Here is a 24,685-nt window from a genome sequence, read left to right as displayed (position 1 = left end):
GGCCGAATGCGCGATCTGCAAGACGTTCTGGCCGAGATCCGGGCCGCCGGCATCCAGCTTTGGGTGCGCGACGGCCGGTTGCGGTACCGCCCGCCCGATGGACTGGACGGCGACACGCTTGCGGAACTCCGGCGGCGCAAGTCCGAAATCATCGCGCATCTGGACCGGGCCGACAGTCCGCCGGCCGCCGCGCGCCGCCCGTCCGTCCTGCCGCTGAGTTCGGCACAGGAAGGTCTGTGGCTTATCGAGCACATCCATCCCGGCACCGCCGCCTATAACCTGCCGCTCGTTCTGCGCCTGCGCGGCGCGCTCGACGTTCCGGCGCTCATGGGCGCGTTTGCCGACCTGGAAGCCCGGCACGAGATCCTGCGGACGCGCTATCCCGCCGCCGAAGGCCTGCCACGGCAGGACATTCTCGATCCGGGCGCGCTCGATATCGCGCTTGCGGATTTCTCCAGGGCCGATCCCGCCGACGCAAGGTGGTTTGTTCAGGACGGTGCGGAACAGCCCTTCCCATTGGAGGCGAAAAGCCCGTTCCGGGTGCGGCTGGTCCGGCGGGGCGCCGACGAGCATGTCCTGGTCATCGTCCTGCACCATATCGCCGGCGACGAGGCGTCTTTCGCGGTGCTGGCGGACGACCTTGGCGACTTCTACGCCGCGCGGCGTGATGGCCGGGCGCCCCGGCGTCCGCCCTTGGCGCTGCAATATGCCGACATCGCTCTCGCCCAGCGCCGGCAGCTTGAGACAGGGGAACTGGACGTCCAGCTCGCCTATTGGCGGCGGCGCCTGGAGGATGCCCCCGAGGGCCTGCGCCTGCCGGTGGACCGGCCGCGACGCGGGCTGCCGAGCCTTGCCGGCGGGCTCGTCGAGTTCGCCTGGTCCGAGCGGCTCACCGGCCGGATGCTGGAAACCGCCCGCCGCGCCAACCTGACGCCGTTCATGCTGGTGCTGGCGACCTATCAGATCTTCCTCGCCCGCTGGAGCGGACAGTCCGACCTGTGCGTCGGCACGCCCGTCGCCGCCTATCGCGGGCGGGGCACGGAGCATCTGATCGGCAATTTCCTGAACACCCTGGTTATGCGGGCGCGGCCGCGCGCCGATGTCACCGTCGCCGATTTCCTTGAGAAGACCGGGCGCCGTGTGCTGGAGGCCTATCAGAACCGCGAGCTGCCGTTCGACCGGCTCGTTGCCGAGCTTGGGCCGACCGTCCGACGCACGGCCTCTCCCCTGTTCCAGACCCTGTTCGCGTTCGAGAGCGGGGCTGGCGGGCACCTGTCGTTGCCTGGCCTCGAAACCGAACGCGAGATGACGGAGCTGACCACCGCCCTGTTCGATCTCGGCCTGACCATGACCCTGGAGGGAGGCCGGCTGCATGGCGGTTTCCACTACGACACGGCGCTTTTCGACCGCCCGACGATCACGCGCGCGGCGGCCGATTTCGAGCGCATCGCGGCGGCGATCGCGGACGAGCCGGGCGTTCGGATCGGCGACCTGCCGCTGCCGGGGGGACGCGCGCGCCGCGACGCCCCGGCGGCCGGGGCGGACACCGCCGCCACTGCGGCCGCGGCCGCCGACGGGACGCTGACCGCGATGATCGCCCCGCCGCCTTGCGGCGAGGCCGCGGCCGTCCTCTATCGCGACACCGTCTTGAGCCATGCCGCGCTGGAGCGCCTGTCGAACCGGGTGGCCCGCTGTCTGCGGTCGATGGGGATCGGCCGCGAGGATGTGGTCGGGATCTCCATGCCCCGGTCGGCGGACATGGTCGCCGCCCTCCTCGGCATCCTGAAGGCCGGAGCGGCCTATCTGCCGCTCGATCCGGACCATCCCACCGACCGGTTGCGCCACATGATCGCCGAGTGCTCCGCGCGGGTCGTCCTGGGGCGCGGGGAGCGCCTGCCGTCGCTCGGCGGGGCCGGGGTCCGCACCGTCTGCCTCGACCGGGATCGCGAGCGGATCGCGCGGTTCGCCCCCGATCCGCCGGGCGATCCGCCGCGCCCCTGCGATCTCGCCTATGTCCTGTACACGTCGGGCTCGACCGGCCTGCCGAAGGGCGTCATGGTCGAGCATCGCAGCGCCGCCGCCCTGCTGGCCTGGGCCGGCACGGTTTTCGGCCGCGAGGACACCCGCCACACCCTGGCGGCGACCTCGCTGTCTTTCGACCTCTCCGTGTTCGAGCTGTTCCTGCCGCTGACCGCCGGCGGCACCATCGTGTTGGTCGAAGACTCCCTGTCCCTCGCCGACACGCCGCCGGCGGTGGAGCCGACGCTGCTCAACACGGTTCCCTCGGCGGCGCGGGCGCTGCTCGAGCGGAACGCCATCCCGGCGGGGGTGCGGACGATCAACCTTGCCGGCGAGCCGCTGCCGCGCGGTCTGGTCGAGGCGCTGTATGCCGCCGCGCCCCGGGCGCGGGTGCTCAATCTCTACGGTCCGACGGAAGACACCACCTACAGCACCTGGTGTCCTGTCCGCTCCGATCCTTTGGCCGATGTCGGCATCGGCCGGCCGATCGCCGGCACGCGGGTCCATGTTCTGGGCGATACCGGCGAACCGGTCCCTCCGGGCGCGCCGGGACAGATCCACCTCGCCGGCCGGGGCCTTGCCCGCGGCTACCGGGGTCGCCCTGGCCTGACCGCGGAACGGTTCGTTCCCAACCCCTTCGGCCCGCCGGGCAGTCGCATGTATGCCACCGGCGACAAGGGCCGGTTCCGGGCGGACGGCAGCCTGGATTTTCTCGGCCGGATCGACCAGCAGCTCAAGATCCGCGGTTACCGGATCGAACCCGGCGAGATCGAAGCCCGCCTGCATCGCATCGGCGGGGTCGCCCAGGCGGCCGTCCTGCCCCGGACGAGCCCCTCCGGAGCGCGGAAACTGATCGCCCATGTCGCCCCAGCCGGCGGACAATCCGTCGATGCGGCTTTCCTGCGCGCCGAGCTGGCCGCAAGCCTGCCGGGCTACATGATCCCCGATACCTTCGAGATCCGCGACCGGCTGCCGTTGACGGCAAACGGCAAGATCGACCGGGCGCGACTGGCGGCCCTGGCGCCGCTGGCACCCGCCGACCAAGGGGAGGGCGGCGAACCGCGAACGGCGGCGGAGCAGCACATCGCGGACGTCTGGGCCGAGGTGCTGGAGGTCGAACGGGTCGGCATCGACGACGATTTCTTCGCGCTTGGCGGATACTCCCTTCTGGCGTCGCGGATCATCGCCCGGCTGCGGACGGAGCCGGAGCGCGGCCTGATCCTGCGCGACATCTTCGAAGCGCCGACGATCCGGCAGCTCGCCGCGCGTCTCGAGGGCCGGGACGACGCGCCCGTCGCCCCCGTGAGGCCGGCGCCGGCCGCCGATACGGTTCCGGCATCCTTCGCCCAGGAACGCCTGTGGTTCATCGACCAGTTCACACCGGGGCTGTCGCTCTACAACATCGCTGTCGCCTGGCGCTTGAAGGGAGGCCTGGATCGGTACGCCCTGCGGCTGGCGCTCAAGGAGATCCTGCGCCGGCACGAGAGCCTGCGGACCCGCTTCGTCGCGGCCGACGATGGCGGCCCGCCGATCCAGATCGTTTCCACGGAGTGCGGGTTGAAGCTTCCCGTGACGGCGCCGCCGACCTCCGGCGACGCCCGCTCGGCCGCCCTCGACCTGCTGGCGGAGGACGCGCGAACGCCGTTCGATTTCGCGGAAGGCCCGCTCTTGCGGGCGCTGCTGATCGAGGTCGCGCGGACGGAGCATGTCCTGCAAGTCACGATCCCGCATATCGTGTTCGACGGCTGGTCCGTCGAGATCCTCATGCGGGAACTCGCCGCGTTGTACATGGCTTTTCGCGCCGGCAAGCCTTCGCCCCTGCCGCCCTTGCCCATCCAGTACCGCGATTACGCCCGGTGGCAGCGCGCGCAGCTCACCGGCGATGTGCTCGACGGCCACAGACGCTTCTGGAGGGAGCGCCTGCGGAACATCCCCAAGGAGCTTCGGCTCGACAGCGACCGGCCGCGCCCGCCGACGGCGAGCTTTCGCGGCGACAGCGTGTCGTTCACGTTCGACGCGGCGCTGGCCGCGGACCTGAGAAGCCTTGCGCACAGCCAGGCCGCGACGATGTTCATGCTGATGTCCGCCGTCTTCGCCGTCCTGTTGTTCCGATACAGCCGGCAAGGCGACTTCTGCATCGGCTATCCCTCCGGCAACCGGACGCGGCGGGAGACGGAGGACCTGATCGGCCTGTTCGTCAACTCGCTGACGATGCGGATCGCCACCCGCGCCGATATGCCGTTCGCGGACCTGCTGACGGCCGTGCGCGACGATGTCCTGGCGGCCGACCGGCACCGGGACTACCCCTTCGAGAAACTGGTGGAGGATCTTCAGCCTGTCCGGGACCCGTCCCATCATCCGATCTTCCAGGTCTGGTGCAGCCATGCCAGGACCCGGGCCGCGGCAACGGGGCGGGTGGGAGGCTTCGGTGCCGAATGTGACCGGGACGTCGAGTTGCCGGGGCTCGAGGCGGAGGTGATCGAGGTGCCGGACCGGACGGCCAAGTTCGACCTGTCGATGTTCGTCACCGAGACCGGCGATGCGCTCAAGGCGGATCTCGAATACGCGGCGGACCTTTTCGACCGCGCCACGGTCGAACGGATGGCCGGCCAGGTCCGCCACCTCTGCCGTGAGCTGGTCCGCGATCCGGGCCGGCCGGTCGGCGACATGGCGCTGCTGAGCGAACCGGAGCGGCACCGGATCCTGGTGGACTGGAACCGGACGGCACGGCCGGACGGCGGGCCGGCGAGCCTGCATGAGGCGTTCGAACGCCAGGTTGCCAGGACGCCGAATGACGTTGCGGTCGAGGTCGGGTCAGAGACCCTCAGCTACCGCGACCTCAACGAACGGGCGAACCGCCTCGCGCGTCATTTGCAGAGCCTGGGCGTCGGGCCGGAAAGCCTGGTCGGCATTCTCCTCGGACGCGGTGCGGATCTGGTGATCGGCCTGCTGGCCGTCCTGAAAGCCGGAGGCGCTTATGTTCCGCTGGATGCCGGCTATCCGGCCAGACGCCTGTCCTACATGCTGGAGGATTCGCACGCCGGCATCGTGCTGACGCGCAAGGCGGACGCCGCCAGCCTGCCGCCGTTTTCCGGGCGTACCGTCCCGATCGACGCGGATCCGGGCCTCCTCGCGCGCCAGCCGTCCGGCAACCTCGGCACCAGCATCGCCCCGCAGACCCTGGCCTATTGCCTTTACACGTCGGGGTCGACCGGCCATCCGAAAGCGGTGGCGATCAGCCATGGCAGCGCCATCGGCCTGCTGGCCTGGGCGGCGCGCGTCTATTCCGCGCGGGAGACAGCGCGCATGCTCGCGGCGACGTCGGCTTGCTTCGACCTGTCGGTCTTCGAGATCTTCCTCCCCCTGATGCGGGGCGGGACAGTGGTGCTCGTCGACGACATCTCGCTGGCGGGAAACGCCGGGGCGCCGACCCTGATCAACACGGTGCCCTCGGCGATGACCGCCTTGTGCGCCGCCGGCGCGGTGCCGGCTTCGGCCACAACCGTCAATCTGGCCGGCGAGCCGCTCGACCCAAGCCTGGTGGCGGCCTTGCGGAGGGCGGTGCCCGGCGCGCGCATCTTCAACCTCTACGGCCCGACCGAGGCGACGACCTACGCCACCTTCACCGAGATCGGCGCCGACAACCGGGTAACGATCGGCCGGCCGGTCGACGGCGCGGCGGTCTATATCCTCGACGACCGGCTGGAGCCGGTGCCGATCGGCGTCAGCGGCCATCTGCATATCGGCGGACCCTGTCTTGCGCGGGGCTATCTCGGCCGCCCCGGCCTCACCGCGCAGCGGTTCTTGCCCGACCCGTTCGGGCGGCCGGGAAGCCGGATCTATGCGACCGGAGACCGCGCGCGGTTTCTTGCCGACGGTCACATCGAGTTCCGCGGACGCACGGACCATCAGGTCAAGTTTCACGGCAACCGGATCGAACTCACCGAGATCGAGCATGCGCTGCTGACGTGTCCCGGCGTGCGCGAGGCCGCGGTGGCTGTCTTGACGGAGGCGGACGGCACGGACCGTCTCGCCGGCTTCGTCACGGTCGCCCCGGACGAGGGCCTGTCCGCAAGGTCGCTTGCCGCCGAGCTTGCGAAACTGCTGCCGAGGAGCCTGGTTCCGCAGCCGCTGACGATCGTCGACAGCCTGCCGCATCTGCCGAACGGCAAGATCGACCGCAGCGCCCTGCGCCTCGCGCCGGCCGCGACGGAGCACGGCGGCGACGCGCCGGGCACACCGCCGACAACGCCGACCGAACTGTTGCTGGCCGCTGTCTGGCGGCAGGTGCTCGACCTGTCCTTTGTCGGCATTCACAGCTCGTTCTTCAGTCTCGGCGGCCATTCCATGACGGCGATCCAGATGTCGGCGCGCCTGGCGCAGTCGACCGGCTTCGCCGTGCCGCTGCGGGCGATCTTCGAGCATCCCACGATTGCGGAACTGGCCGCCTATCTGGACGGCGGCGCGCAGCACGTGGACACGGACGCCCGCCTTCAGCCGATCCCGCGTCTCGACCGTTCGCGGCGCGTCCGGTCGACCGGCATCGGCGCCGCGACCTCTTGAGAAAGAGACGAAACAGGGTCCGATCATGACCGACGCCGGCCTATCGAGCACCGACTCCCCGCAGGACACCGGCACGGCCTTTTCGGCACCGGTGTCCTTCGCGCAGGAACGGCTCTGGTTCCTCGACCGCCTCCAGCCGCACTCGCCGCTCTACAACATTCCCGCGGCTTGGCGGATCACCGGGCCGCTCGACATACCGGCGCTCCAGCAGGCCCTGGACCAGACCGCCGCGCGGCACGAAAGCCTGCGCACGACCTTCGATGTCGAGGACGGCAAGCCGGTGCAGATCGTCGCCGACCGGGCCGGGTTTCCGCTCGATCTCGTTGCCCTGCTGCCTGCGGAGGAGCCGGACAATAACATCCGGGACTTCGTCCGCACCGAGGCGGAGCGGGTTTTCGACCTGCGCGCCGGGCCGCTTGCCCGCGCCAGGCTCGGCGCTCTCGGGAGCGACGACCATGTGCTCGTGATCACCGTTCATCACGCGGTCGCGGATCTCCAGTCCCTGGACATCCTGACAAGGGACGTTTCGGCCTTCTACAACGCGGCTCTCGGCGGCCGGCCGGTCGATCTTCCGGAGCTGCCGATCCAGTATGCCGATTACGCGGCATGGCAGGCCGAGCGGCTGCGCGCCGCCGACATGCGGCCGCTCGTCGACTACTGGCGCGGCTATCTGGACGGGGCGCCCCACAGCATTGCGCTTCCCGCCGAGGGGCAGCCCGGAGGGGCAGGGAGCGGCGGGGGTGGGTGGATCGATCTCGACCTCGACCCGGCGCTTGGGGCCGCGCTGACGGCGCTGAGCGCGAGCCTCGGCGCCACCCTCTTCATGACCGTGTCGGCCGCCTTCGCGGTGCTGCTCTACCGCTCCAGCGGACAACCGGACTTTCTCCTCGGCTATCCCATCACCGGCCGCGACCATCCGGACCTGAGCGAGGTGGTCGGCCTGTTTCAAAACACGCTCGTGCTGCGCAGCCGCCTGAGACCGGACATGCCGTTCGCGGATCTCGTCCGCCAGGTCCGGGAAGACGTGTTTGCCGGGCAGGAGCACCGGGACCTTCCCTTCGAACGCTTGGTGGAGGAGCTCCAGCCTGAGCGCGGGAACGAGCGCCATCCCCTGTTCCAGACCGCCGTAACGCTGGCGGGGAGTGCAGGAAACCTGGCCTTGCAGGGCCTGCAGACTGCCGCCGTGACGGTAGAGGGCACGACCTCCAAGTTCGACCTGACCCTGTTCCTGTCGGATCGGCCCGGCGCGGCGCTGTCCGGGGGGTTCGAGTACAGCACCGACCGGTTCGGCGCTGCCGCCCCCCAGCGGCTGGCCGAGCGGTTCCCGGCGCTCCTGCGGGCCATCGTCGAACGGCCGCAAACGGCGATCTCCCGGTTGCCGGTGATCGGAGAGAGGGAAAGCGCCGCGCTCTCGCGGCTCTCCGGAACGGTTTCAAGGCAGGTCGCGCAGGACGGCGCTCACCATCTGGTGCACCGCCAGGCAGAACGTCAGCCGGACGCGCTCGCCGTTCGCGATGCGGCCACGGATCTCGCCTATGGCGACCTCGCATCGAATGCCCTCCATCTCGCCGACCGCTTGCGGCAGCTTGGGGTCCGGCGCGGGGAGATGGTGGGCCTGTGCGTCGAGCGCTCCGCCGCCATGACCATCGGCATGCTGGGCATCCTGGATGCCGGGGCAGCCTTCGTTCCGTTGGATTCCCAGCTTCCGCCCCACCGACTCGCCGGCATGGCCGCGGACCTGGGTCTTGGTCATGTCGTCGTCGCCGGGGATGTCGGCGGGCGCTTTCCCGCAGAGGGCTTGACGATCGTGCCGGTTTCCCCGGTGCTGGCAGCCGGCGACCGGGGGCGCGACGGGCCGGAGGCGGTCGCGCCGGTCTTTCCCGCCTATGGCATCCACACATCCGGAACGAGCGGCCGTCCGAAAGCGGTCATCGTTCCGCATCGCGGCCTCCGCCAACTCGTCGACTGGCACCGGCACCGCTATGGGCTCGGGCCGGGTCATCGGGTGGCGCAGATCGCCAGCCTGTCCTTCGACGCCTGCACCTGGGACGTCTGGGCCTGCCTGACCGCCGGCGCCACCCTGGTCATCGTGGACGACACGACCCGCGGCGATATCGACCGCCTCATCGGGCACCTGTCGGAAAATCGGGTCACCCATGCCTTCGTGCCGACGCCTCTGGCCGAAGCCATGCTGGCCGGCGGGCAACCGCTGCCGCCGCATCTGGAGGTCATGCTGACGGGCGGCGACCGGCTGCGGCGGCGGCCGGATCCCTCCCACGGCATGACGCTGGTCAATCACTACGGACCGGCGGAGTGTTCCGTCGTCGCCACGGCCGGGACGGTCGGTCCCGAAGGCGACGGGGCACCATCGATCGGCCGGCCGGTCTCGGGAACGGCGGTCTATGTGCTCGACGATCATCTCAACCATGTTCCCCTCGGGGCTCCGGGAGAGCTTTGCATCGGCGGCGGCAGCCTCGCCGACGGCTACTGGCGCCAGCCGGCGCTGACGGCGCGCTCTTTCGTGCCGGACCCGTTCAGCCCGATACCGGGCGCGCGCATGTACCGGACCGGCGATCTTGGACGGCTGCGCGACGACGGTCGCATCGACTATGCCGGACGGCGGGACCGGCAGATCAAGCTGCGCGGCCAGCGGCTCGAACCGGGCGAAATCGAAACCGTTCTCGAACGCCTGCCGCAGGTCCGGCGCTGCCTCGTCGACATTCGCGAAACGGAGGCCGGCGAGAGGCTGCTGACGGCCTATGTGGAAAGCTCCGAGACGTCCGGCGAGGCGATCGACCACTGGCGGGATCATCTGGAGCGCTGGCTCCCGGCCTATATGGTTCCCGCGGCGCTGGTGGCCCTGGAACAGCTTCCGCTGCTGCCCAGCGGCAAGCCGGATTACGCCGCGCTGCCGCCGCCGCGGCGCGAAGATCTGCTGTCGGGAATCGCCCATGTCGGCCCCCGCACGCCCGTCGAGGAAACGCTCGCCGCCATCTGGGAAGAGGTGCTGTTCATCGACGGACCCGGCGTCCACGACAATTTCTTCGTCCTCGGCGGACATTCGCTGACCGTGCTTCAGGTGGTCGCCCGGATCGGCATGGCGTTCGCGGTGGAGTTCACGGTGCGGGACTTTTTCGAGAAACCGACGATCGCCGAAATCGCCGAGGCGATCGAGGAACTGCTCTGGCTGGGCGGTTCGATCCCGGCGGCGGAGGGGGACGGCGGCAGCGTCGTCGGGGACCTGTGATGGACGGCCGGAGCGAGGACGCCGGCGCCACTGCCGGCCGGATGCAGGCATCGGCCGGCGACCTCCGCCGGTTCTTTCCACACCGGATCGCGCGTCCTGGCGCGCGCTACCGGCTGTTCTGTTTTCCCCCCGCCGGGGCGGGCGCGACCGTCTTCCGCGCGTGGTCCGGCCTGATGGCGCAGGCCGCCGATGTCTGCGCTTTCGAGCTTCCTGGCCATCAGACCCGGTTCAACGAGCCGCTGGCCCGCAGCGTCGACGAGGTTGCGCAGGAGTTCATCGCCGCATCCGTCCACCTGCGCGACAGGCCTTTCATTCTTCTCGGCCACAGTCTGGGAGCCATGATCGCCGCGCAGGCGGCGCACCTGCTGGCAAGGTCCGGCGCGGGTCCGGCCGCGCTCGTGGTTGTCGGCTGCCCGGCACCGACCATGAACGCGCGCAACCGGGCCATCGCCCATCTCGACCGGCCGGCATTCCTGCGGGCCCTCGCCGATCTCGGCGGCCTGCCCGAGGACGTGCTGGCGAACAGCGAGCTCGTCGACGTCTTGCTGCCGGCGCTGCGGGCCGGCTGCCGGATGGCGGAAGAGTGGCGGGCGGGGGCGGACAGCCGGTTCGCCGCGCCCCTGCCGTGCCCGATCGGGGCGATCAGCGGCCGGGCGGATCCCTATGTCACCGCCGACGAACTCGACGCCTGGCGGCACCACAGCACCGGCGCGGCCGTCATCCGCCAGGCGGCGGGCGACCATTTCTTCCTGCAGTCCGATCCCGAACCGGTGTTGACCCTGGTCGGCGACCTTGCGCGACTGTCGTTGTCGTGAGCCATCGCAGGATCCCGGCGCCGGAGACCGCGTCACGACGGGCCAACCCGGACCGGCAGGCGGTCGATGCCCTGCAGAACGAGCGAGGTCAGACGCTCCGCCGGTCCGTCGGGTTCGATCCCGGCCCAGGCGCGCCGGATCTCGGACATGAGCAATCGCAGTTCCAGGCGGGCCAGCATCATGCCGAGACAGGCATGCATGCCCGTCCCGAACCCGAGATGGCGGTTGGGCGCGCGGTCGAGCCGCAGGCGGTCCGGATCGGCGAACACCGCCTCGTCGGCATTGAGGGAGGGAATCCAGACCGCGACGCGCTGGCCGCGGCGGATCCGGCGTCCGGCCAGCACCGTGTCGGCATGCGCCGTGCGCACCACCGCCGCGGCCGGCGATGTCCAGCGCAGGACCTCCTCGACCGCCGTGCCCGGCATGTCGGGCCGGCGCTGGAGCCACCGCCACTGGTCCGGATGATGCATGAGGGCATGGATCGCCCCGGTGATCGCCAGCCGGGTCGTCGTCAGGCCGGCGGACATCACGTTCAGCACGGTCAAGAGGACCGTTTCGTCGTCCAGCGGGCGGCCGTCGATCTCGGCGCCCATTATCGCGGAAATCGCATCGTCGGCGGGGTGCCGCCGTCGCACCTCCACCGCCTCGCTGACATAGATCAGCAGTTCGGCATCCGCGAGATGCCGGCGGCTCTCATTGCAGGACAGGGTGTCGCGGACGACCGGCAGCAGGCCGGCCTCGTCTTCCGGCGGCAGGCCGAGCAGGCGGAAGGCGACATGCATCGCAACCCGCGTCGCGAGCCCGTCGCCTACCTCGAAACGGCCGCGCTCCGTGCACTCCTCGAGCACGTGGGCCAGAAATCCGGCAGTGTCGTGCCGCAGGGCGTCCACGCGCGGCCCGGAGACATGCGGCATCAGGATGCGACGCAAGGCAGTGTGGGCCGGGGCGGCCATCAGCGGCAGCATCCTGCCGGCGGCCGGATCGTCCTGCCAGCGGTTGCCTTCCAGGGTGGTTCCTTCAACCGAACTGAAGGTTGAAGCATCCTTCAGGACACATGCACCCTCGGCGTAACGCGTCACCGACCAGAACCCCGGCCCGTCCGGCTCGGGCGTCCACGCCACCGGCTCCTGGGTCCGAAGATGGCGAAAGACGCGGCAGGCGTCGCCGCGGGCAAAAGTCTCCGGATCGGCGAGGGCCGCGGCTTGTATTGCGCCCGTCGCGCCGGTCATGCCGCAGAGGTCGTCATGGCAGGGGCAAGGGTCGGGTCAAGGATCGGGGTTTTTGGATTTGGCTGCACCATGACGATCTGCTAGAGTGCCACTATAGGATGTATATTAATCGCAATAAAACCGACCGTCCAAAAGTTAATTGGTCGAATTGACGCCGATGAAGAGACTTTCAAATCATGGCGTCGGCCTTGCTCCGGCGCGTGACCTTGTCACCCCGGTCAGCTCCCACAACGAGTGGGACCCGCTCGAAGAGGTGATCGTCGGCATCGCCGACGGCGCCCGCTTCCCTCCCTGGCATGCCGCCGTGGAAGCGGTGCTGCCGCCCGCCAAGGCGGACCACATACGTGCCCATGCCGGGCAGGCCTTTCCGGCGGACATCGTCGACGGGGCCCGCCGCGAGCTGGACCTGTTTTCGGCCCTTCTGGAGCGCGAGGGCATCAAGGTCAGGCGGCCGGATCCGCGCGACAAGCAGGCGAGCTTCGGCGGTCCCGGCTGGACCAGCACCGGCCTTTATGAGGCGATGCCGCGCGACGTGATCCTGGTCGTCGGCGACGAGTTGATCGAGTGCCCGATGGCCTGGCGATCGCGCTATTTCGAGGTTCTGGCCTACCGCCCCCTCCTCAAGGAATATTTCGCCGCCGGCGCGCGCTGGAGCGCGGCCCCCAGGCCCGAGCTCCCCGACCGGCTTTACGACGACGGCTGGAGGCAGGCCGGGGGCGAACTGCCGCCGCGCCTCGCGGTCTCGGAGTTCGAGCCGACCTTCGACGCGGCGGACTTCATCCGCTGCGGCCGCGATATCTTCGTCCAGCTCAGCCATGTGACGAACCGGATGGGCGTGGACTGGCTGCGCCGGCATCTCGGCGGCGCCTACCGGGTGCACGAGGTGGCGTTCGACGACGACCGCCCGATGCATATCGACGCCAGCCTGATGCCGCTCGCCCCCGGTAAACTGCTGATCAACCCGGAACGGGTGCGCACCGTGCCGGAGCTGTTCAAGGCGTGGGAGGTGCGTGCAGCCCCGCCGCCACCGCCGCGCACGCAGCCGCTGTTCCTGTGCAGCGGCTGGATCAATATGAACGTGTTGATGCTCGATCCACAACGTGTAATTGTCGAGGCGCAGGACGATCCGATGGCCGAGGCGCTGGAAGCCTGGGGCTTCGAGGCGATCCGGTGCCCGTTCCGGCATTTTCATGCCCTTGGCGGGTCGTTCCATTGCGCAACGCTCGACGTGCGCCGCGCGGGGGGCTTGGAGAGCTATTTTTGACCGATCGACTCCGACCTTCCTGCTGAGCGCGGCGTTCGCGGAGGGAGGACGTGCCGGCAGTGTCGGGAGCCAAGTGCGTCGACATGCCCGGATAACGCCGAGAGGTGCGACGCGATGTGGCGCTGTTCAGCAAAGGATGCCTGGCTGGCCGGATTGAGCCTGGCGCATGCCTGCGCCCTCTTCTGCAGCGCCTATGCATGGCCGCATGTCTCCATCGGCTGGAAGCTCGGCATCGTGCCGATGCTGGCGCTGCTCACCACCTACAGCATCGTCATCGTCGCGCATCTGTTCACCCACAATCCGTGGTTTCGCCATCCCCGTCTGAATGCCGCCGCCTCGGTGCTCAACTCGGTCACCATCGGCCAGTCGATGCAGGCCTATCACGTCTCGCATGTGCGCAATCACCACCGCTATCACAATGATCGCCCAGGTCCGAACGGCCCGCCGCGCGACCTGTCGTCGACCTATGCCGGCGCGAGCGACGGCACGCATCTGAGCATCTGGCGCTATGCGTTCGCGGGTGCGGTCGCCACCTTGCGCAACGAGGCATGGCTGCGGCTGACGGCCTTCGTCCCCGCCCTGGCGGTGGCGGACAGCGCCCGCTCGCCGGACCAGGTGGTCGGCGCCCGGCTGCGGGACGGGGAACGGCGGCAGATGCGCCTTGAACTGATCGTCCTGACGCTGGTTCTGCTCGGCTTGCTGGCGGTGCGGCCCTCCTTTGTGCTGTTCGCCTATCTGCCGTCCTTTTTCGCGGCGCTGGTTCTCGTCAACGTCCAGAACTATTTCGAGCACTTCGGCGCCTGCCCTGAGAACCGCTTCGCCAACTCGGTCAGCCACTACGGACGGCTCTACAATTTCGTCACCTTCAACGACGGCTATCATCAGGAACACCACCTGTGCCCGCAAGAGCACTGGAGCCGCATGGAAGACGTGCGCCGGCGCTACGGCGCGGCCCTGGCGGACAACCGCCATGTGGTCAGCCCGGTACCCGCTATCCTGGGCTTCCTCGACCGGCGCCGGAACCGGATCGACCGGGTGCCGCGGGACGCGGCGCCGGCGCGGCCGCGCGGAAAGTCGGCGTGAGGAGGCGGCGATGGCGGGCGAGGTCAAACAGGTCAGGCGGCATGCCTTTTCCGCCGACCTGCGGCGGCGGGTCCAGGCGTATTACGCGCTCGACAACCTGCACGGGCCGCTGGAACTGCTCGAACACTGGTCCGTCATCCTGCTGGCGGCGGCCGGCTCCTACTGGGCCTGGGTTTCGCTGCCGCTCTATCTGGCGCTGCCGGCGTATCTGTGCGCGATCTTCCTCATCGGCGGTCGGCAAAGGGCGCTGTCCGGCGTCCTGCACCAGGCCTGCCACCGGACATTCATGAAGAACCGCCGCGCCGGAACCGTCCTCGGGGCGGTGTTCGGCGGACATCCGGTGCTGCAGAGCTACACCGGCTATGTCGCCTCGCATCTTCGCGCCCATCACAGCCTGTTCGGCGATCCGGAGCAGGATCCAGACTACCAGTTCTTCGTGACATCCGGCCTCTATGGCGCGGGGCGGTGCAAGGCCTCGCTGCGCCGGTATCTCTTCCGGGTCGTCAGCCCCGCCGGAACGTTGCGCTATATCGCCTTCCTGATCCGGCACCGGATCCTGCCGGCCGACGAGGAGCGGTGGGAGACCGCCGTCCGGCTGGCGACCTATGCGCTCGTGATCGGCGTCGCCCTGTGGACCGGCGTCTTCTGGGTCCTGCTGGGCTACTGGCTGGTGCCGCTGGTCACCACCCATGCCTGGATCGGCTCGATCGCGGAACTGCTGGAGCACTACCCGCTGATGGAGCCCGAGGAGCCCGTCGACATCCAGATGTCCCGCAACCGGGAGTTCGGCCTGCTGTGGGATCTCGTGGTCGGGGAGAAGCACGGCGAGGGCTATCATCTGGTCCACCACCTGTTTCCAAGGGTGCCGCAGTGGCGGCTGTCCCGCGTGCATGAACTCCTGAAATCCGATCCGGCCTATGCGGCGCTGGAAACGCCGCGAAATCCGGTCAAGGCGTTCCAGGCCATCTACAATGCCCTCCCGTCCGGGCCGGTGTCGTCCATCCGCGAAAAACAGGCAGGCTGACGGATCGCCGCCGGCCGCGCTCGTCGGAGCGCCGGCGGCTCGTGCCCGGGCGCCCCTGCCCGAGCGACCTTTTTGGACCCGCCTTGCCGAGCAAGACGAGACGGGCGCGAGATGCGACGGGTCGCAACGAGAGGGGGAACTACGAGACCGAGAGAACGAGGCCGACAGAACGAGGCCGGGAGCAACGAAATCGGGGAGAACAGAGGCCAGGGGAGAGGTGCAGCCGGGAAGGCCGAGGCTCGGGCGCGGGAGGCAGACGCAAGACGCAGACGCGCGGCGGCGGCGAGGAAGAAACGGGGGAAGAGACGGGGCGTCCAGGCGCGCCGGCCTCCATTGGCGATGCGACTGGCGATGCGACCGGTGATGCGACTGGCGCCATGGTCAGCGACATGCCCAACGACGAGGTCAACGCCATGACCAAAGACATGGCCGGCGATTTTGCATGGCGACCTGGCTCGCTGTAAGCCGCAAACCCTCAAGCCATCGGCTTGCGACAGCCAATGGCTTGCGGTGTTTCGTTGCCCTCGCAGAGCCGGTTCGGCGACAGCGCCGTCCGGTTACCTCTTCTTCTTCTTGTACTGTTCGTACAGGTCCGAAACACGCTCGTTCAGGACCTTCATCACCGTCGGATTGCGCATGGTCCGGTCGTTGATGGCCGAGTTCTGGACGAGTTCGGCCTGGATGATGTCGCGCTCGAGGCTCTGGTCGCGTTTGCCCATGACGCTGTGCAGGGTGTCCGCGAACATCGCCCGGTCCCGGTCGGCGTTGAAGGTCCGCAAACCATAGGCCTTGGCGCGCACGTTATACAGCGCGGCGTTGAGCTCCGTCACGATGACTTCGTCCCGAAGGAGCTCCTTCACCATGGACTCGTCTTCGAACAGCACGTCCGCGGCGAGGTTGCCGGCCTCTTCATGAAAGGCTTGCACATTCTTGTCGCCAATGTGGCGGCCGAGGTTCTTGTCCAAGTCGATGAATCCGTTGGGATCATCGCGCACCAAGCTGCTGAGAATCATAGTCCGACTCCCTTCCAGACAAAAAGAACTAATTTCAGATCTACATTCCAACGTCTGAAATTCTAGCGATAAAATCCTATGGTTGCAACGTAATGTTGTATTTTTCAGGGAAATTCCGTTACGAGATGCAGCTTCCGGCATGGTGCGGAGCAGCATCGTTCGGGGTGTTCGGCCGCCAGAGGGTGCCCCGGGTCACCGACCGGCAGGCCCGGGCCCTTGGCCGCGGGGTGGCCTGCCAAGGGTCGTTTCCTCCGGTTTTGACGAGTGTGGTGAATTTGAAATACGCCTCGTTTTGCAGCGGGCCGGCGAGCGTGTTTCAGACTCGAAAACCACAATAGAAACATAGGCTTGCTAGTCACCCTTTTGAATCTGAAGTTCGTTGAGAGCACGCCGCTCCATGTGACGAACTTCAGATTCGGATGAAAGGAAAGGTCCCGTCGGTCAGGGCCGATTTCCGATCCGGCGCGAACGTCATGTAGCTTTCAGAAGCTCAGGCGTCTCTGGCGCGGGCGAAGAAGTCCTCACCGCCCATCTGCCCGCCTTTGAGGGCGATTTCGATCCTGGAGCCGTCGCGCCTTGAGCCCTGGCAGAGGGGAGCTCCGGGTGCAAGGGGGTGGACCACCTGCAGAACCACGAGGTCGAGGGCGCGCGCGACACGCCCTGATGTATCGCCGCCGGCGACGATCACTTTCCGGAGCGCGGCGCGTTCGACGAGCGTTGCGAGCACCTTGCCAAGCGCCATACCGATGCGGCGCTCCAGATCGCCGCGTTGGCGTTCGTCGACCGCGACACCGAAGTCCGCCTGTCCGCGGGCCGAATAGACAAGGACGGATTGGCCTGTCTGCAATACCGTTGTCGCGGTGTCGGCAGCCTTCTGACAGGCAGCCATCATCGAACGATCCTCCATGAGCTCCGCCGGTTCGATGCGAATGAGCGCAAAGCCGTTGCGCGCTGCAGCGTCCATCTGCTGAGCGGTCACCGGCGAACAACTGCCCGACACCACCGCAACCGGGCATGGTCCCTGAGCGAGGCGTGGTGGGGAACGAAACGTGCCGCCAGCGCCGATCCTGGGAGCAAGGGCCGTTTCCACTGCGCTCGACCCAACGCAGAAGATCGGCGCTTCGGCGCTTTCGCGATCGAGCCATCCGCCAATATCGGCGAGGTGACCGGGAGACGTCGTATCGAACAGGACGGCACGGCCGTTTGCCTCCAGAGCCGGATAGTGCCCGGCTTCCAGGTCGGCGAGCGAAACAAGGTCGATGGGAAGCTTGGTCTGACAGGCCAGATGCCGCCGCAGGTCGGACTCCGTCATCGGCGTCACGGGATGCCGGCTCATGACGGGGTGGCGGTCGAGGCGGTGAACCGTGGGCGCATGTCCCGCCCGAGCGAAAAGATGACCAAAGGCGACATAGCGACCCAGCGCCGGGGCGCCGACGACAATCGGCGTCGCCCGATCGCCGAAGAAGCGTCGGCCGATTTCCATTGCCTTGCCGATGCTGCCCTTCGTCGGCGAGGAGTCGAATGTCGAGCAGACTTTGTAATGCAGGACCCGGGGATTGAGATCGGCCAGGAAACGGAAGGCATCCGCCAGGTGTGCCTCCATGTCATCGGGCGACATGGCCCGGCTCATGCCGGCGAGCCCGACGGCCTGAACGTCCGGCAGCAGGCGCATGGCCTCGTCCGTCGGCTCCAGGAGCAGCGCAGCCGACACGTTCGCCGAGGTGAGAGCGTCGAGCGCGTCCGTCGAGCCCGTGAAATCGTCGCCATAGAAGCAGAGCGAGGGTGAGAGGTCAGCCATTGCCCGTTCCCCGTCTTGTTCTGATCTGTCCGAATGTCTGGATTGAGGCCGCCAGAGCAGGATGGGTGGCTGCATGGTCATCGAGCGCAATGCCGAGTTTCGCCGCCTCCCAGGCCTCGCGAAGGGCGCGAACACCCGCGGCAGCGCCGAGCGGATGGCCGAGGATCCCGCCGCCCGCCAGATAGAGAAGGTCGTCGCTGCCGACCTGCCGGAACGTCTCCGGGGCCTGGCCGCCCCACTGGCCCGAGGAGAACACCGGCATGACAGCCGCGTGCCGACCCAGGGGCGCCAGACACGACCGTGCCGAGGCCGCGACCGAGGCGTCCTCCTCGAAGAACTTGCTCTGCAGTCCGCCGACATGGAGGTGATCGACGCCCGCATGACGCCACAGTTTCTGATAGGCGGTGAAGCTGATGCCGAGCGAGGGATGGCGCGTCAGCATTCCCCAGCCGGCACGATGACCGTGGAGAGGAAGGGTGGAATGGCGTCTCAGCTCCCCGATCGCGGAAGGGCCGCAGGCGTTGAGCGAGACCATGATGCAGGTTCCACCGGCGGCGGCGACAAGATCGTGGCTGCGGCGCATATCGTCGGACTCTCCGCTGACATTGAATGCGAACATGGGCTTGCGTCCGGTTCGGTCCGCGACGCGGTCAAGGGCGCGGGAAACGGCCGCCACGCGTGCGGCCAACGGAGCCGATGGCGGGTCGGTGAGGCACTCGTCGTCCTTGATGAAGTCGATACCGGCGTCGCCGAGCGTCTCGACCAGCGCGGCGATCTGCTCCGGCGGCAGGCCCAGCTTCGGCTTGACGATGGTGCCGATGATCGGGCCGGTCGGGATGCCCGTGAGCGAGCGCGTGCCGGCTACGCCAAAGGCGGGACCGGGAAAGCGGTCGGAGAAGCTTGCGGGAAGCTCGACGTCCTCGAGACGTATTCCGGTGAGTTCCTGAAGCTCGAACAGATTGCCGAGCAGGATCGCGAAGAGCGAAGCCAGGTTAGGTGCGAAGTTCTCGACGGGAAATGACACGCGTGCCACGGCACGGGTTGTGCGGATATCCCTTGCGAGCCCCGGCAAGGAGGTCGCGAGGCTGGGCAATGCGCCGTCCTCGACCCGATCCACCGCCTCGACCCTGGCCCCGTGCCGCCGCAGGACATCGTCGGTCTCGCCCGGGACCTGCACGAACGATCCGATCGACTGTTCGCTGGCAAGCAGCTCGGCTGCCCTTTCGATGTCGATCGGGCTTTCGATGAGATAGGTGCAGTGAAGTCTTTCGTCGCTCATGGTCTCGGCTCGATCCTAGAGCACGCGGCGGAACAGCGTCGGATAGTCGGTCACCAGCCCGTGGCCATCGACGTCCAGCTCCGTCTCGAAATGCCGAAACAGACCTTCGTAGCGATAGCGCCGATCGGACATCAGACAGGTATATGCCTGGAGCGCCGGCGCGAGGGTGAGGCTTGGCACTGCGATATAGACGACGCGGATCTCGCGACGCGCGCCTTCAGCAAGGCGAAGCCGGCGAATGGGCAGCGTGTTGGTGAGCGGGGTGGCGGAGATGTCGACATCGATACACCCCTGGAGCTCCGGCAATGGCGAGCCGGCACCGTCCCTCCAATTGCCTTCGCCATCGCTCGCCAGCCGCAGAGACGCTCCGCCGACGACATCGATCTCGACGCTCCGAACCGTCCAGTCGCCCGTGCAGTGCAACCGGTAGCGCGCGCCATAGGGACCGAACCGGTCTCCGGTCACCACGCTCTCGACGCGTATCTCAGAAGCCCCGACGGCGACGTCGGCATGTTCGATGCCGAGCCCGTCCTCTGCTCTCCAGCGTGCCGTAACCATTTCCGTCTCCCTGTCGATCGGTTCGCTGCACAATAATTAATTATTTTTTATTGACAAGGAAAAATCGCGATGGGCATGATCTGGTCATGCCTGATGTTGCGCCACAGCCATCGGCCGAGTGCGAGGGAGTTGAGAAATTGACGGTATTCCTGAGGGATTTCGCGACGGCACCGCTGCGCATCGCGCGCGGATCCGGCGTCTACCTCTTCGATGAAGAGGGCAATCGCCACCTTGATGCGATGGGAAGCGCGGGTGTCGTCGGCATCGGCCATGGCCGCACGGAGATCGCCGAGGCGCTGGCCGATGCCGGCGATCGCGTCACTTTCGTCTACAACGCCGGCTTCTCAAATCCGTGGCAGGAGCGGTTCGCGGCTTCGATACTGTCCGTCGCCCCGCCCGGGATGGGATCGGTCTATTTCTCGTCGGGGGGTTCGGAAGCGAACGAGACGGCGCTGAAGCTTGCCCGGCAGTACCACATCGAACGGGGAGAGCCGCGCCGTCACAAGATCATCGCGCGTTGGCAGAGCTATCATGGCGTCACCATCGCCACCCTCTCGATCTCCGGCCGCACGAGCTGGCGGCAGCCTTACGATCCCTATCTGTTGCCGGTGGTGCATATTCCCCCGCCTTACGAATATCGGTGCGGCTTGTGCGCCAGGCACGGCGGCTGTTCGCTTGCCTGCGCCGACGAGTTGGAGAAGGCGATCCTGCTGGAAGGGCCGGAGACCGTCTCCGCCTTCTTTGCCGAGCCGATCGTCGGCACCACTTGCTCCGGCGTCGTGCCGCATGCGGATTATTACCGGCGCATCCGCGAGATCTGCGACCGCTACGGCGTGCTGTTCGTCGCCGACGAAGTGCTCACCGGCTATGGCCGCACCGGCCGGCCCTTCGCGATCCAGGAATGGGGCGTGACACCCGACATGATCACCGCCGGCAAGGCGATCGCCAGCGGCTACGCCGCCCTCGGCGCGACGATCATCAGCGACGAGATCACCGAATTCTTCCGCACCAGCAAACGCCGCTTCGTGCATGGCTTCACCTATAGCGGCCACCCCGCCGCCTGCTTCATGGGCCAGCAGGTCTTCGAGATCATGACCCGCGAGGGCCTGTTCGAGAGGCCCGGCAAGACGGGGGCCTATCTGTTCGCGCGGCTGGAAGCGCTGCAGCAGCGCCACGCCTGCATCGGCGAGGTGCGCGGACGCGGGCTGTTCGCCGGCCTGGAATTCGTGGCCGACCGCGCCTCGCGCCGGCCCTTCGCCGAGAGCGAGCAGTTCACCGCGCGCCTGGCAGCGCAGATGCGCCTGCGAAACGTCATCATCAATCCCGGTGTTGCAGGCGCCAACTACGGGCGCGGCGGCGATCATATCCAGATCAGCCCCCCGTTCGTCATCACCGAAGACCAGATCGACCAGATCGTCGACGCCCTCGACGGCTCCCTGACGGCCATCGCCCGAACCGACGCATGAGGAAAAGCCATGTTGAAAGCTGAAGTCTGCCACGGCTCGAAGGGCCGTGTCGTCGTGATGGACTCCATCACCAAGCTGACGCCGGATGATGAAGGCGCCATCGTCGTCTCCGCCTCGCATGGCGGGGCGAGTTCGGGAGAATTCGCCCTCGCCGTCCCGGTCGGCGCGGTGTTCTTCAACGATGCCGGCTTCGGCAAGGAGAACGCCGGAGCCGTGGCGCTCGCCATGCTCGACGAGCGCGGGATCGCCGCCGGCGTCATCGCCCACACCAGCGCCCGCATCGGCGATTCCCGGGACACCTGGGACAACGGCGTCATCTCCGACGTGAACCAGGCGGCCAGGAAGCTCGGGCTGCGCCCCGGCACCCGTCTGCAAACGGTGCTGAGTGAGCTCGTCGCGCCAGAGCGCCGGACGAACTGACCCGAACATGCCCGCCCCAGCGGCGGCTGATCTCAAAGACAAAGCAAAACCGGAAGGGGATAGTTATGAAGTCACAGCTCAAGACGTTCGTTGTTGCATGCGCCCTCGCCCTGTCGGCCGGGCTGCCGGCCGAGGCACAGACCCGCATCCGCATCGGCGGCACCGGCACGCCCGAGGGGCCGGACACCAAGGTGATCGAGCTGTTCAAGGCCAACCTGGAGAAGGAGCTTGGCGGCAGCGTCTCGGTGGAGATTTTCCCGGCTTCGCAGCTCGGCACCTGGAGCGAGATGGTCGAGCAGGTGAAGGGCGGCGTTCTCGAATGCATGTATGAGAGCGTCGGCGTCCTCGGCTCGTTCAGCCCGATCTCCAACATCGAAGGCGTCGCCTATCTCTATCGCGATGAGGACCATTTCTTCCGCATCTGGCGCGGGCCGGCGGGCAAGGCGGTGATCGAGTCCATTGCCGAGGACTCGGGCTTCCAGGTCGTCGGTCCGGGGTTTCGCGGGTTCCGGCAGTTTCTGGTCAAGAAGCCGGCGGACAGCCTCGCCGACCTTCAGGGCATGAAGGTGCGCGCGCCCGGCATTCCGGCCTATGTGACCTCCATTGCAGCACTCGGCGTCAATCCGACGTCGATCGCCTTTGAGGAAACCTATGCCGCGCTCCAGCAGGGGGTGGTCGATGGTCTTGAGCAGCCGCTGGTCGCCATCAAGGATCATCGTTTCTTCGAGGTGGCGAAACACCTCGTCGTCACCAACCACATGGCCGAGACGATGGCGTTCATCTGCAACGCCCCCTGGTACGCCGGGCTCGACGCTCCCGTGAAGGCGGCGTTCGAGACGGCGGCGGATGCGAGTGCCGACTGGTATCGCGCCTATACCCAGGAGAGCAGCCAGCAGCTCATCGGCGAGCTGCAGGCGAACGGCCTCGTCGTCCACGCACCCGATCTCGAGGAGTTCGCCAGGCGCGCGGCCGAAGCCAGGCACGACGGAGCGCTCCAGCCCATCATCGACCGGTTCCGCCTGGTGAACTGATTGAACGGCGGCTCCCGGCGCCGTCTTGCCGGGAGCCGCGCGGGAGGAACTCATGTCTCATATCATCATCATTCGCGTCGGCGCTGCGCTGCGCTGGATTTTGCGGCAGGGGCTCGCGCTGATGCTGCTCGCCATCATCGTGCTGGTCTCCTTTCAGGTGGTCGCACGCTATGTCACTCACGGCGCCACCCATCAGCTCGCGGAAATCTGCCGCCTGCTGATGATCTGGATGGTCTTTTGCGGTGCCGCGCTGCTGGTCTCGATGCGCGACCTGATCCTCATCGATGTCGTCCAGCATCGGATGAGCCCAAGGGCCCGCGGCGCGCTCGGGCTGGGAACGGATGCGCTCACCGCGCTGCTGCTGGTCTTCCTCAGCCACTACGCCTGGCAGTTGATCCAGATGGCCTCCGGCAAGATCGCCCCGGCGACGGGGCTGTCCTATCGGTGGTTCTATCTGCCACCGATCGTCTTTGGCGCGCTTGGCCTGTTCTTCATCATCGAGCGCCTGTTCACGCGCCGTCTCGTCTCCCCGGCCGCGTCCCTTCCGCCCTCGTCACCTGAGGAAATCCGCCCATGACCATGCTCGCGGTACTGTCCGCCGTCTTCTTCGTCCTCACGCTGCTGTCCGTGCCGATCGCCGTTGCCATGGGCGTTGCCGCGCTCGTCATTGTCGCCCTGTGGGGAACGCCGGGCGTCCTGCTGGCCCAGAAGCTGGTGAACGGGATCGATTCCTTTCCGCTGCTGGCGATCCCCTTCTTCATCCTGTCGGCGGCGATCATGAACAGCGGCGGCGTCACCACGCGCGTCATCGACCTGTTCGCCAGCGCGCTCGGGCGGGTGCGGGGAAGCTCCGGCGTGGTCAATGTCGGGACCAACGTGTTCCTCTCCGGCATTTCCGGCTCCTCGGTCGCCGATGCGGCGGCGAGCGGCGCCCTGCTGATCCCCGAGATGAAGAAGGAAGGCTACTCGCCCGCCTTCGCGGCGGCCTTCACCGCGGGCGCGGCCGTGCTCGGCCCGATCATCCCGCCCAGCATTCCGCTGGTGATCTACGGGGTGATCGCCCAGGTCTCGATCATGAAGCTCTTCGTCGGCGCCTATATCCCCGGTTTCATCATCGCCGCGGCGCTGATCGCCTATGTCACCTATGTCGCCAGGCGCAAGCGGCTGGCGGCGCGCGGGAGCATCGCCTGGACCGAGATCGGCCGGAAGTTCCGGGTCAGCCTCTGGGCGCTGAGCATGCCGCTGCTGCTTGCACTCGGGGCCAAGGGCGGCCTCTTCACGGTCACCGAACTGGGCGCGGTGCTGGTCTTCTACGCCCTGTTCGTCGGCTGGGTGATCCACCGTGAATTCCAGTGGCGCCAGTTTCCCGGGATGCTGACCGACGCCGCCCTGCAGACGGCCAATATCATGCTGATCGTCGGCATCAGCTCGTTTGTTGCCTATCTGATCGTCGTCAACGGCATTCCCCGGGATATCCAGGCGCATCTGCAGGCGGCCGATCTCGGTCCGCACGGCTTCCTGCTGCTGGTCAACATCATCTTCCTCGTTGCCGGCATCTTCCTCGACTCGACGCCCGCCACCATCATCCTGGTGCCGATTTTCCTGCCCGCCGCTCTCGCCTATGGCATCGACCCGGTCCATTTCGGGCTGGTGGTCGTGCTCAATCTCATGATCGGACTGATTCACCCGCCTATCGGCCTCAATCTCCTGATCACCCAGTCGATTTCGCGCGCGCCGATGGGCCAGGTCGTGCGGGAGAGCTTGCCGATCATCGCGATCATTCTGGCGGTGCTGCTGCTGATCACATATGTGCCGGCCACCGTGCTTTGGCTGCCGAATGCCCTGGGGATGCCGTAGAAACGCGGTGCATTTGGCC

At 67.6% G+C, this 24,685-nt stretch carries 16 protein-coding genes; 11 read left to right on the top strand and 5 right to left on the bottom strand.

The genetic code is table 11. The features are described from left to right. The first annotated feature begins 6 nt into the window (after nt 1–6). The 3 genes from TSB10GB4_RS12160 to TSB10GB4_RS12150 are packed head-to-tail and all read left to right on the top strand — an operon-like array spanning nt 7 to nt 10,644. On the top strand, nt 7–6,582 hold the full coding sequence (locus TSB10GB4_RS12160; RefSeq protein ID WP_186395971.1) for a non-ribosomal peptide synthetase: 6,576 nt from the start codon (nt 7–9) through the stop codon (nt 6,580–6,582). 25 nt (nt 6,583–6,607) lie between these two features. Beyond that, on the top strand, nt 6,608–9,829 hold the full coding sequence (locus tag TSB10GB4_RS12155; protein ID WP_186395970.1) for a non-ribosomal peptide synthetase: 3,222 nt from the start codon (nt 6,608–6,610) through the stop codon (nt 9,827–9,829). After that, nucleotides 9,829–10,644: a thioesterase II family protein gene (locus TSB10GB4_RS12150; RefSeq protein ID WP_186395969.1), complete on the top strand. Its 816-nt coding sequence runs from the start codon at nt 9,829–9,831 to the stop codon at nt 10,642–10,644. Before TSB10GB4_RS12155 ends, TSB10GB4_RS12150 begins: the two co-directional genes overlap by 1 nt. Before the next feature lie 32 nt (nt 10,645–10,676). On the opposite strand, the gene TSB10GB4_RS12145 is transcribed toward TSB10GB4_RS12150, so the two are convergent. Next, on the bottom strand, nt 10,677–11,873 hold the full coding sequence (locus TSB10GB4_RS12145) for a cytochrome P450 (RefSeq protein ID WP_186395968.1): 1,197 nt from the start codon (nt 11,871–11,873) through the stop codon (nt 10,677–10,679). Between the two features lie 157 nt (nt 11,874–12,030). On the opposite strand from TSB10GB4_RS12145, the gene TSB10GB4_RS12140 reads away from it, so the two are divergent. The 3 genes from TSB10GB4_RS12140 to TSB10GB4_RS12130 all read left to right on the top strand — a co-directional run bounded on the left by TSB10GB4_RS12140 (nt 12,031) and on the right by TSB10GB4_RS12130 (nt 15,244). Next, on the top strand, nt 12,031–13,137 hold the full coding sequence (locus TSB10GB4_RS12140; RefSeq protein ID WP_186387791.1) for an amidinotransferase: 1,107 nt from the start codon (nt 12,031–12,033) through the stop codon (nt 13,135–13,137). 114 nt (nt 13,138–13,251) lie between these two features. Further along, a complete protein-coding gene (locus TSB10GB4_RS12135) occupies nt 13,252–14,220 on the top strand; it encodes a fatty acid desaturase (protein WP_186395967.1) in 969 nt (322 codons plus the stop codon). Nucleotides 14,221–14,230: 10 nt separating this feature from the next. Beyond that, complete coding sequence (locus TSB10GB4_RS12130) at nt 14,231–15,244, top strand: fatty acid desaturase (RefSeq protein ID WP_186395966.1); 1,014 nt, start codon at nt 14,231–14,233, stop codon at nt 15,242–15,244. A 557-nt stretch (nt 15,245–15,801) separates the two neighbouring features. On the opposite strand, the gene TSB10GB4_RS12125 is transcribed toward TSB10GB4_RS12130, so the two are convergent. The 4 genes from TSB10GB4_RS12125 to TSB10GB4_RS12110 form a co-directional block, all read right to left on the bottom strand. Continuing rightward, the gene (locus TSB10GB4_RS12125; protein WP_186395965.1) at nt 15,802–16,257 is read right to left on the bottom strand and encodes a hypothetical protein; all 456 of its coding nucleotides are present in this window, start codon (nt 16,255–16,257) and stop codon (nt 15,802–15,804) included. Nucleotides 16,258–16,747: 490 nt separating this feature from the next. Further along, on the bottom strand, nt 16,748–18,055 hold the full coding sequence (locus TSB10GB4_RS12120) for a four-carbon acid sugar kinase family protein (RefSeq protein ID WP_186395964.1): 1,308 nt from the start codon (nt 18,053–18,055) through the stop codon (nt 16,748–16,750). Then, nucleotides 18,048–19,334, bottom strand: coding sequence for a ribulose-bisphosphate carboxylase large subunit family protein (locus TSB10GB4_RS12115; RefSeq protein WP_186395963.1), 1,287 nt, complete (start codon nt 19,332–19,334; stop codon nt 18,048–18,050). The genes TSB10GB4_RS12120 and TSB10GB4_RS12115 overlap by 8 nt, the downstream gene beginning before the upstream one ends. A gap of 15 nt (nt 19,335–19,349) precedes the next feature. After that, nucleotides 19,350–19,892 (bottom strand): putative glycolipid-binding domain-containing protein, encoded by a 543-nt coding sequence (locus tag TSB10GB4_RS12110; RefSeq protein ID WP_186387797.1) that lies wholly within the window; start codon nt 19,890–19,892, stop codon nt 19,350–19,352. 137 nt (nt 19,893–20,029) lie between these two features. Between TSB10GB4_RS12110 and TSB10GB4_RS12105 the strand changes: the two genes are divergently transcribed. The 5 genes from TSB10GB4_RS12105 (at nt 20,030) to TSB10GB4_RS12085 (ending at nt 24,666) form a co-directional block, all read left to right on the top strand. Further along, on the top strand, nt 20,030–21,358 hold the full coding sequence (locus TSB10GB4_RS12105; protein WP_186387798.1) for an aspartate aminotransferase family protein: 1,329 nt from the start codon (nt 20,030–20,032) through the stop codon (nt 21,356–21,358). Between the two features lie 9 nt (nt 21,359–21,367). Further along, on the top strand, nt 21,368–21,778 hold the full coding sequence (locus tag TSB10GB4_RS12100; protein ID WP_186387799.1) for a hypothetical protein: 411 nt from the start codon (nt 21,368–21,370) through the stop codon (nt 21,776–21,778). Between the two features lie 65 nt (nt 21,779–21,843). Continuing rightward, nucleotides 21,844–22,809, top strand: a complete 966-nt coding sequence (locus TSB10GB4_RS12095) for a TRAP transporter substrate-binding protein (RefSeq protein ID WP_186395962.1) — start codon at nt 21,844–21,846, stop codon at nt 22,807–22,809. Nucleotides 22,810–22,861: 52 nt separating this feature from the next. Then, entirely contained in the window at nt 22,862–23,386 is a 525-nt protein-coding gene (locus tag TSB10GB4_RS12090) for a TRAP transporter small permease (protein ID WP_186395961.1), read from the top strand. Next, complete coding sequence (locus tag TSB10GB4_RS12085) at nt 23,383–24,666, top strand: TRAP transporter large permease (RefSeq protein ID WP_186395960.1); 1,284 nt, start codon at nt 23,383–23,385, stop codon at nt 24,664–24,666. The genes TSB10GB4_RS12090 and TSB10GB4_RS12085 overlap by 4 nt, the downstream gene beginning before the upstream one ends. Nucleotides 24,667–24,685 lie beyond the last annotated feature (19 nt).

It is taken from the genome of Stappia sp. TSB10GB4 (assembly GCF_900185745.1).
GTDB lineage: Bacteria > Pseudomonadota > Alphaproteobacteria > Rhizobiales > Stappiaceae > Stappia.
This window is presented reverse-complemented; position numbering and strand designations above follow the sequence as displayed.

Bases quoted from the DNA above. Each gene is read 5' to 3' on its own strand.
- TSB10GB4_RS12095 (WP_186395962.1), top strand. From the start codon at position 21,844: ATGAAGTCACAGCTCAAGACGTTCGTTGTTGCATGCGCCCTCGCCCTG.
- TSB10GB4_RS12085 (WP_186395960.1), top strand. From the start codon at position 23,383: ATGACCATGCTCGCGGTACTGTCCGCCGTCTTCTTCGTCCTCACGCTG.
- TSB10GB4_RS12100 (WP_186387799.1), top strand. From the start codon at position 21,368: ATGTTGAAAGCTGAAGTCTGCCACGGCTCGAAGGGCCGTGTCGTCGTG.
- TSB10GB4_RS12120 (WP_186395964.1), bottom strand. From the start codon at position 18,055: ATGGCTGACCTCTCACCCTCGCTCTGCTTCTATGGCGACGATTTCACG.
- TSB10GB4_RS12090 (WP_186395961.1), top strand. From the start codon at position 22,862: ATGTCTCATATCATCATCATTCGCGTCGGCGCTGCGCTGCGCTGGATT.
- TSB10GB4_RS12155 (WP_186395970.1), top strand. From the start codon at position 6,608: ATGACCGACGCCGGCCTATCGAGCACCGACTCCCCGCAGGACACCGGC.
- TSB10GB4_RS12145 (WP_186395968.1), bottom strand. From the start codon at position 11,873: ATGACCGGCGCGACGGGCGCAATACAAGCCGCGGCCCTCGCCGATCCG.
- TSB10GB4_RS12150 (WP_186395969.1), top strand. From the start codon at position 9,829: ATGGACGGCCGGAGCGAGGACGCCGGCGCCACTGCCGGCCGGATGCAG.
- TSB10GB4_RS12125 (WP_186395965.1), bottom strand. From the start codon at position 16,257: ATGATTCTCAGCAGCTTGGTGCGCGATGATCCCAACGGATTCATCGAC.
- TSB10GB4_RS12110 (WP_186387797.1), bottom strand. From the start codon at position 19,892: ATGGTTACGGCACGCTGGAGAGCAGAGGACGGGCTCGGCATCGAACAT.
- TSB10GB4_RS12130 (WP_186395966.1), top strand. From the start codon at position 14,231: ATGGCGGGCGAGGTCAAACAGGTCAGGCGGCATGCCTTTTCCGCCGAC.
- TSB10GB4_RS12160 (WP_186395971.1), top strand. From the start codon at position 7: ATGCGCGATCTGCAAGACGTTCTGGCCGAGATCCGGGCCGCCGGCATC.
- TSB10GB4_RS12140 (WP_186387791.1), top strand. From the start codon at position 12,031: ATGAAGAGACTTTCAAATCATGGCGTCGGCCTTGCTCCGGCGCGTGAC.
- TSB10GB4_RS12115 (WP_186395963.1), bottom strand. From the start codon at position 19,334: ATGAGCGACGAAAGACTTCACTGCACCTATCTCATCGAAAGCCCGATC.
- TSB10GB4_RS12135 (WP_186395967.1), top strand. From the start codon at position 13,252: ATGTGGCGCTGTTCAGCAAAGGATGCCTGGCTGGCCGGATTGAGCCTG.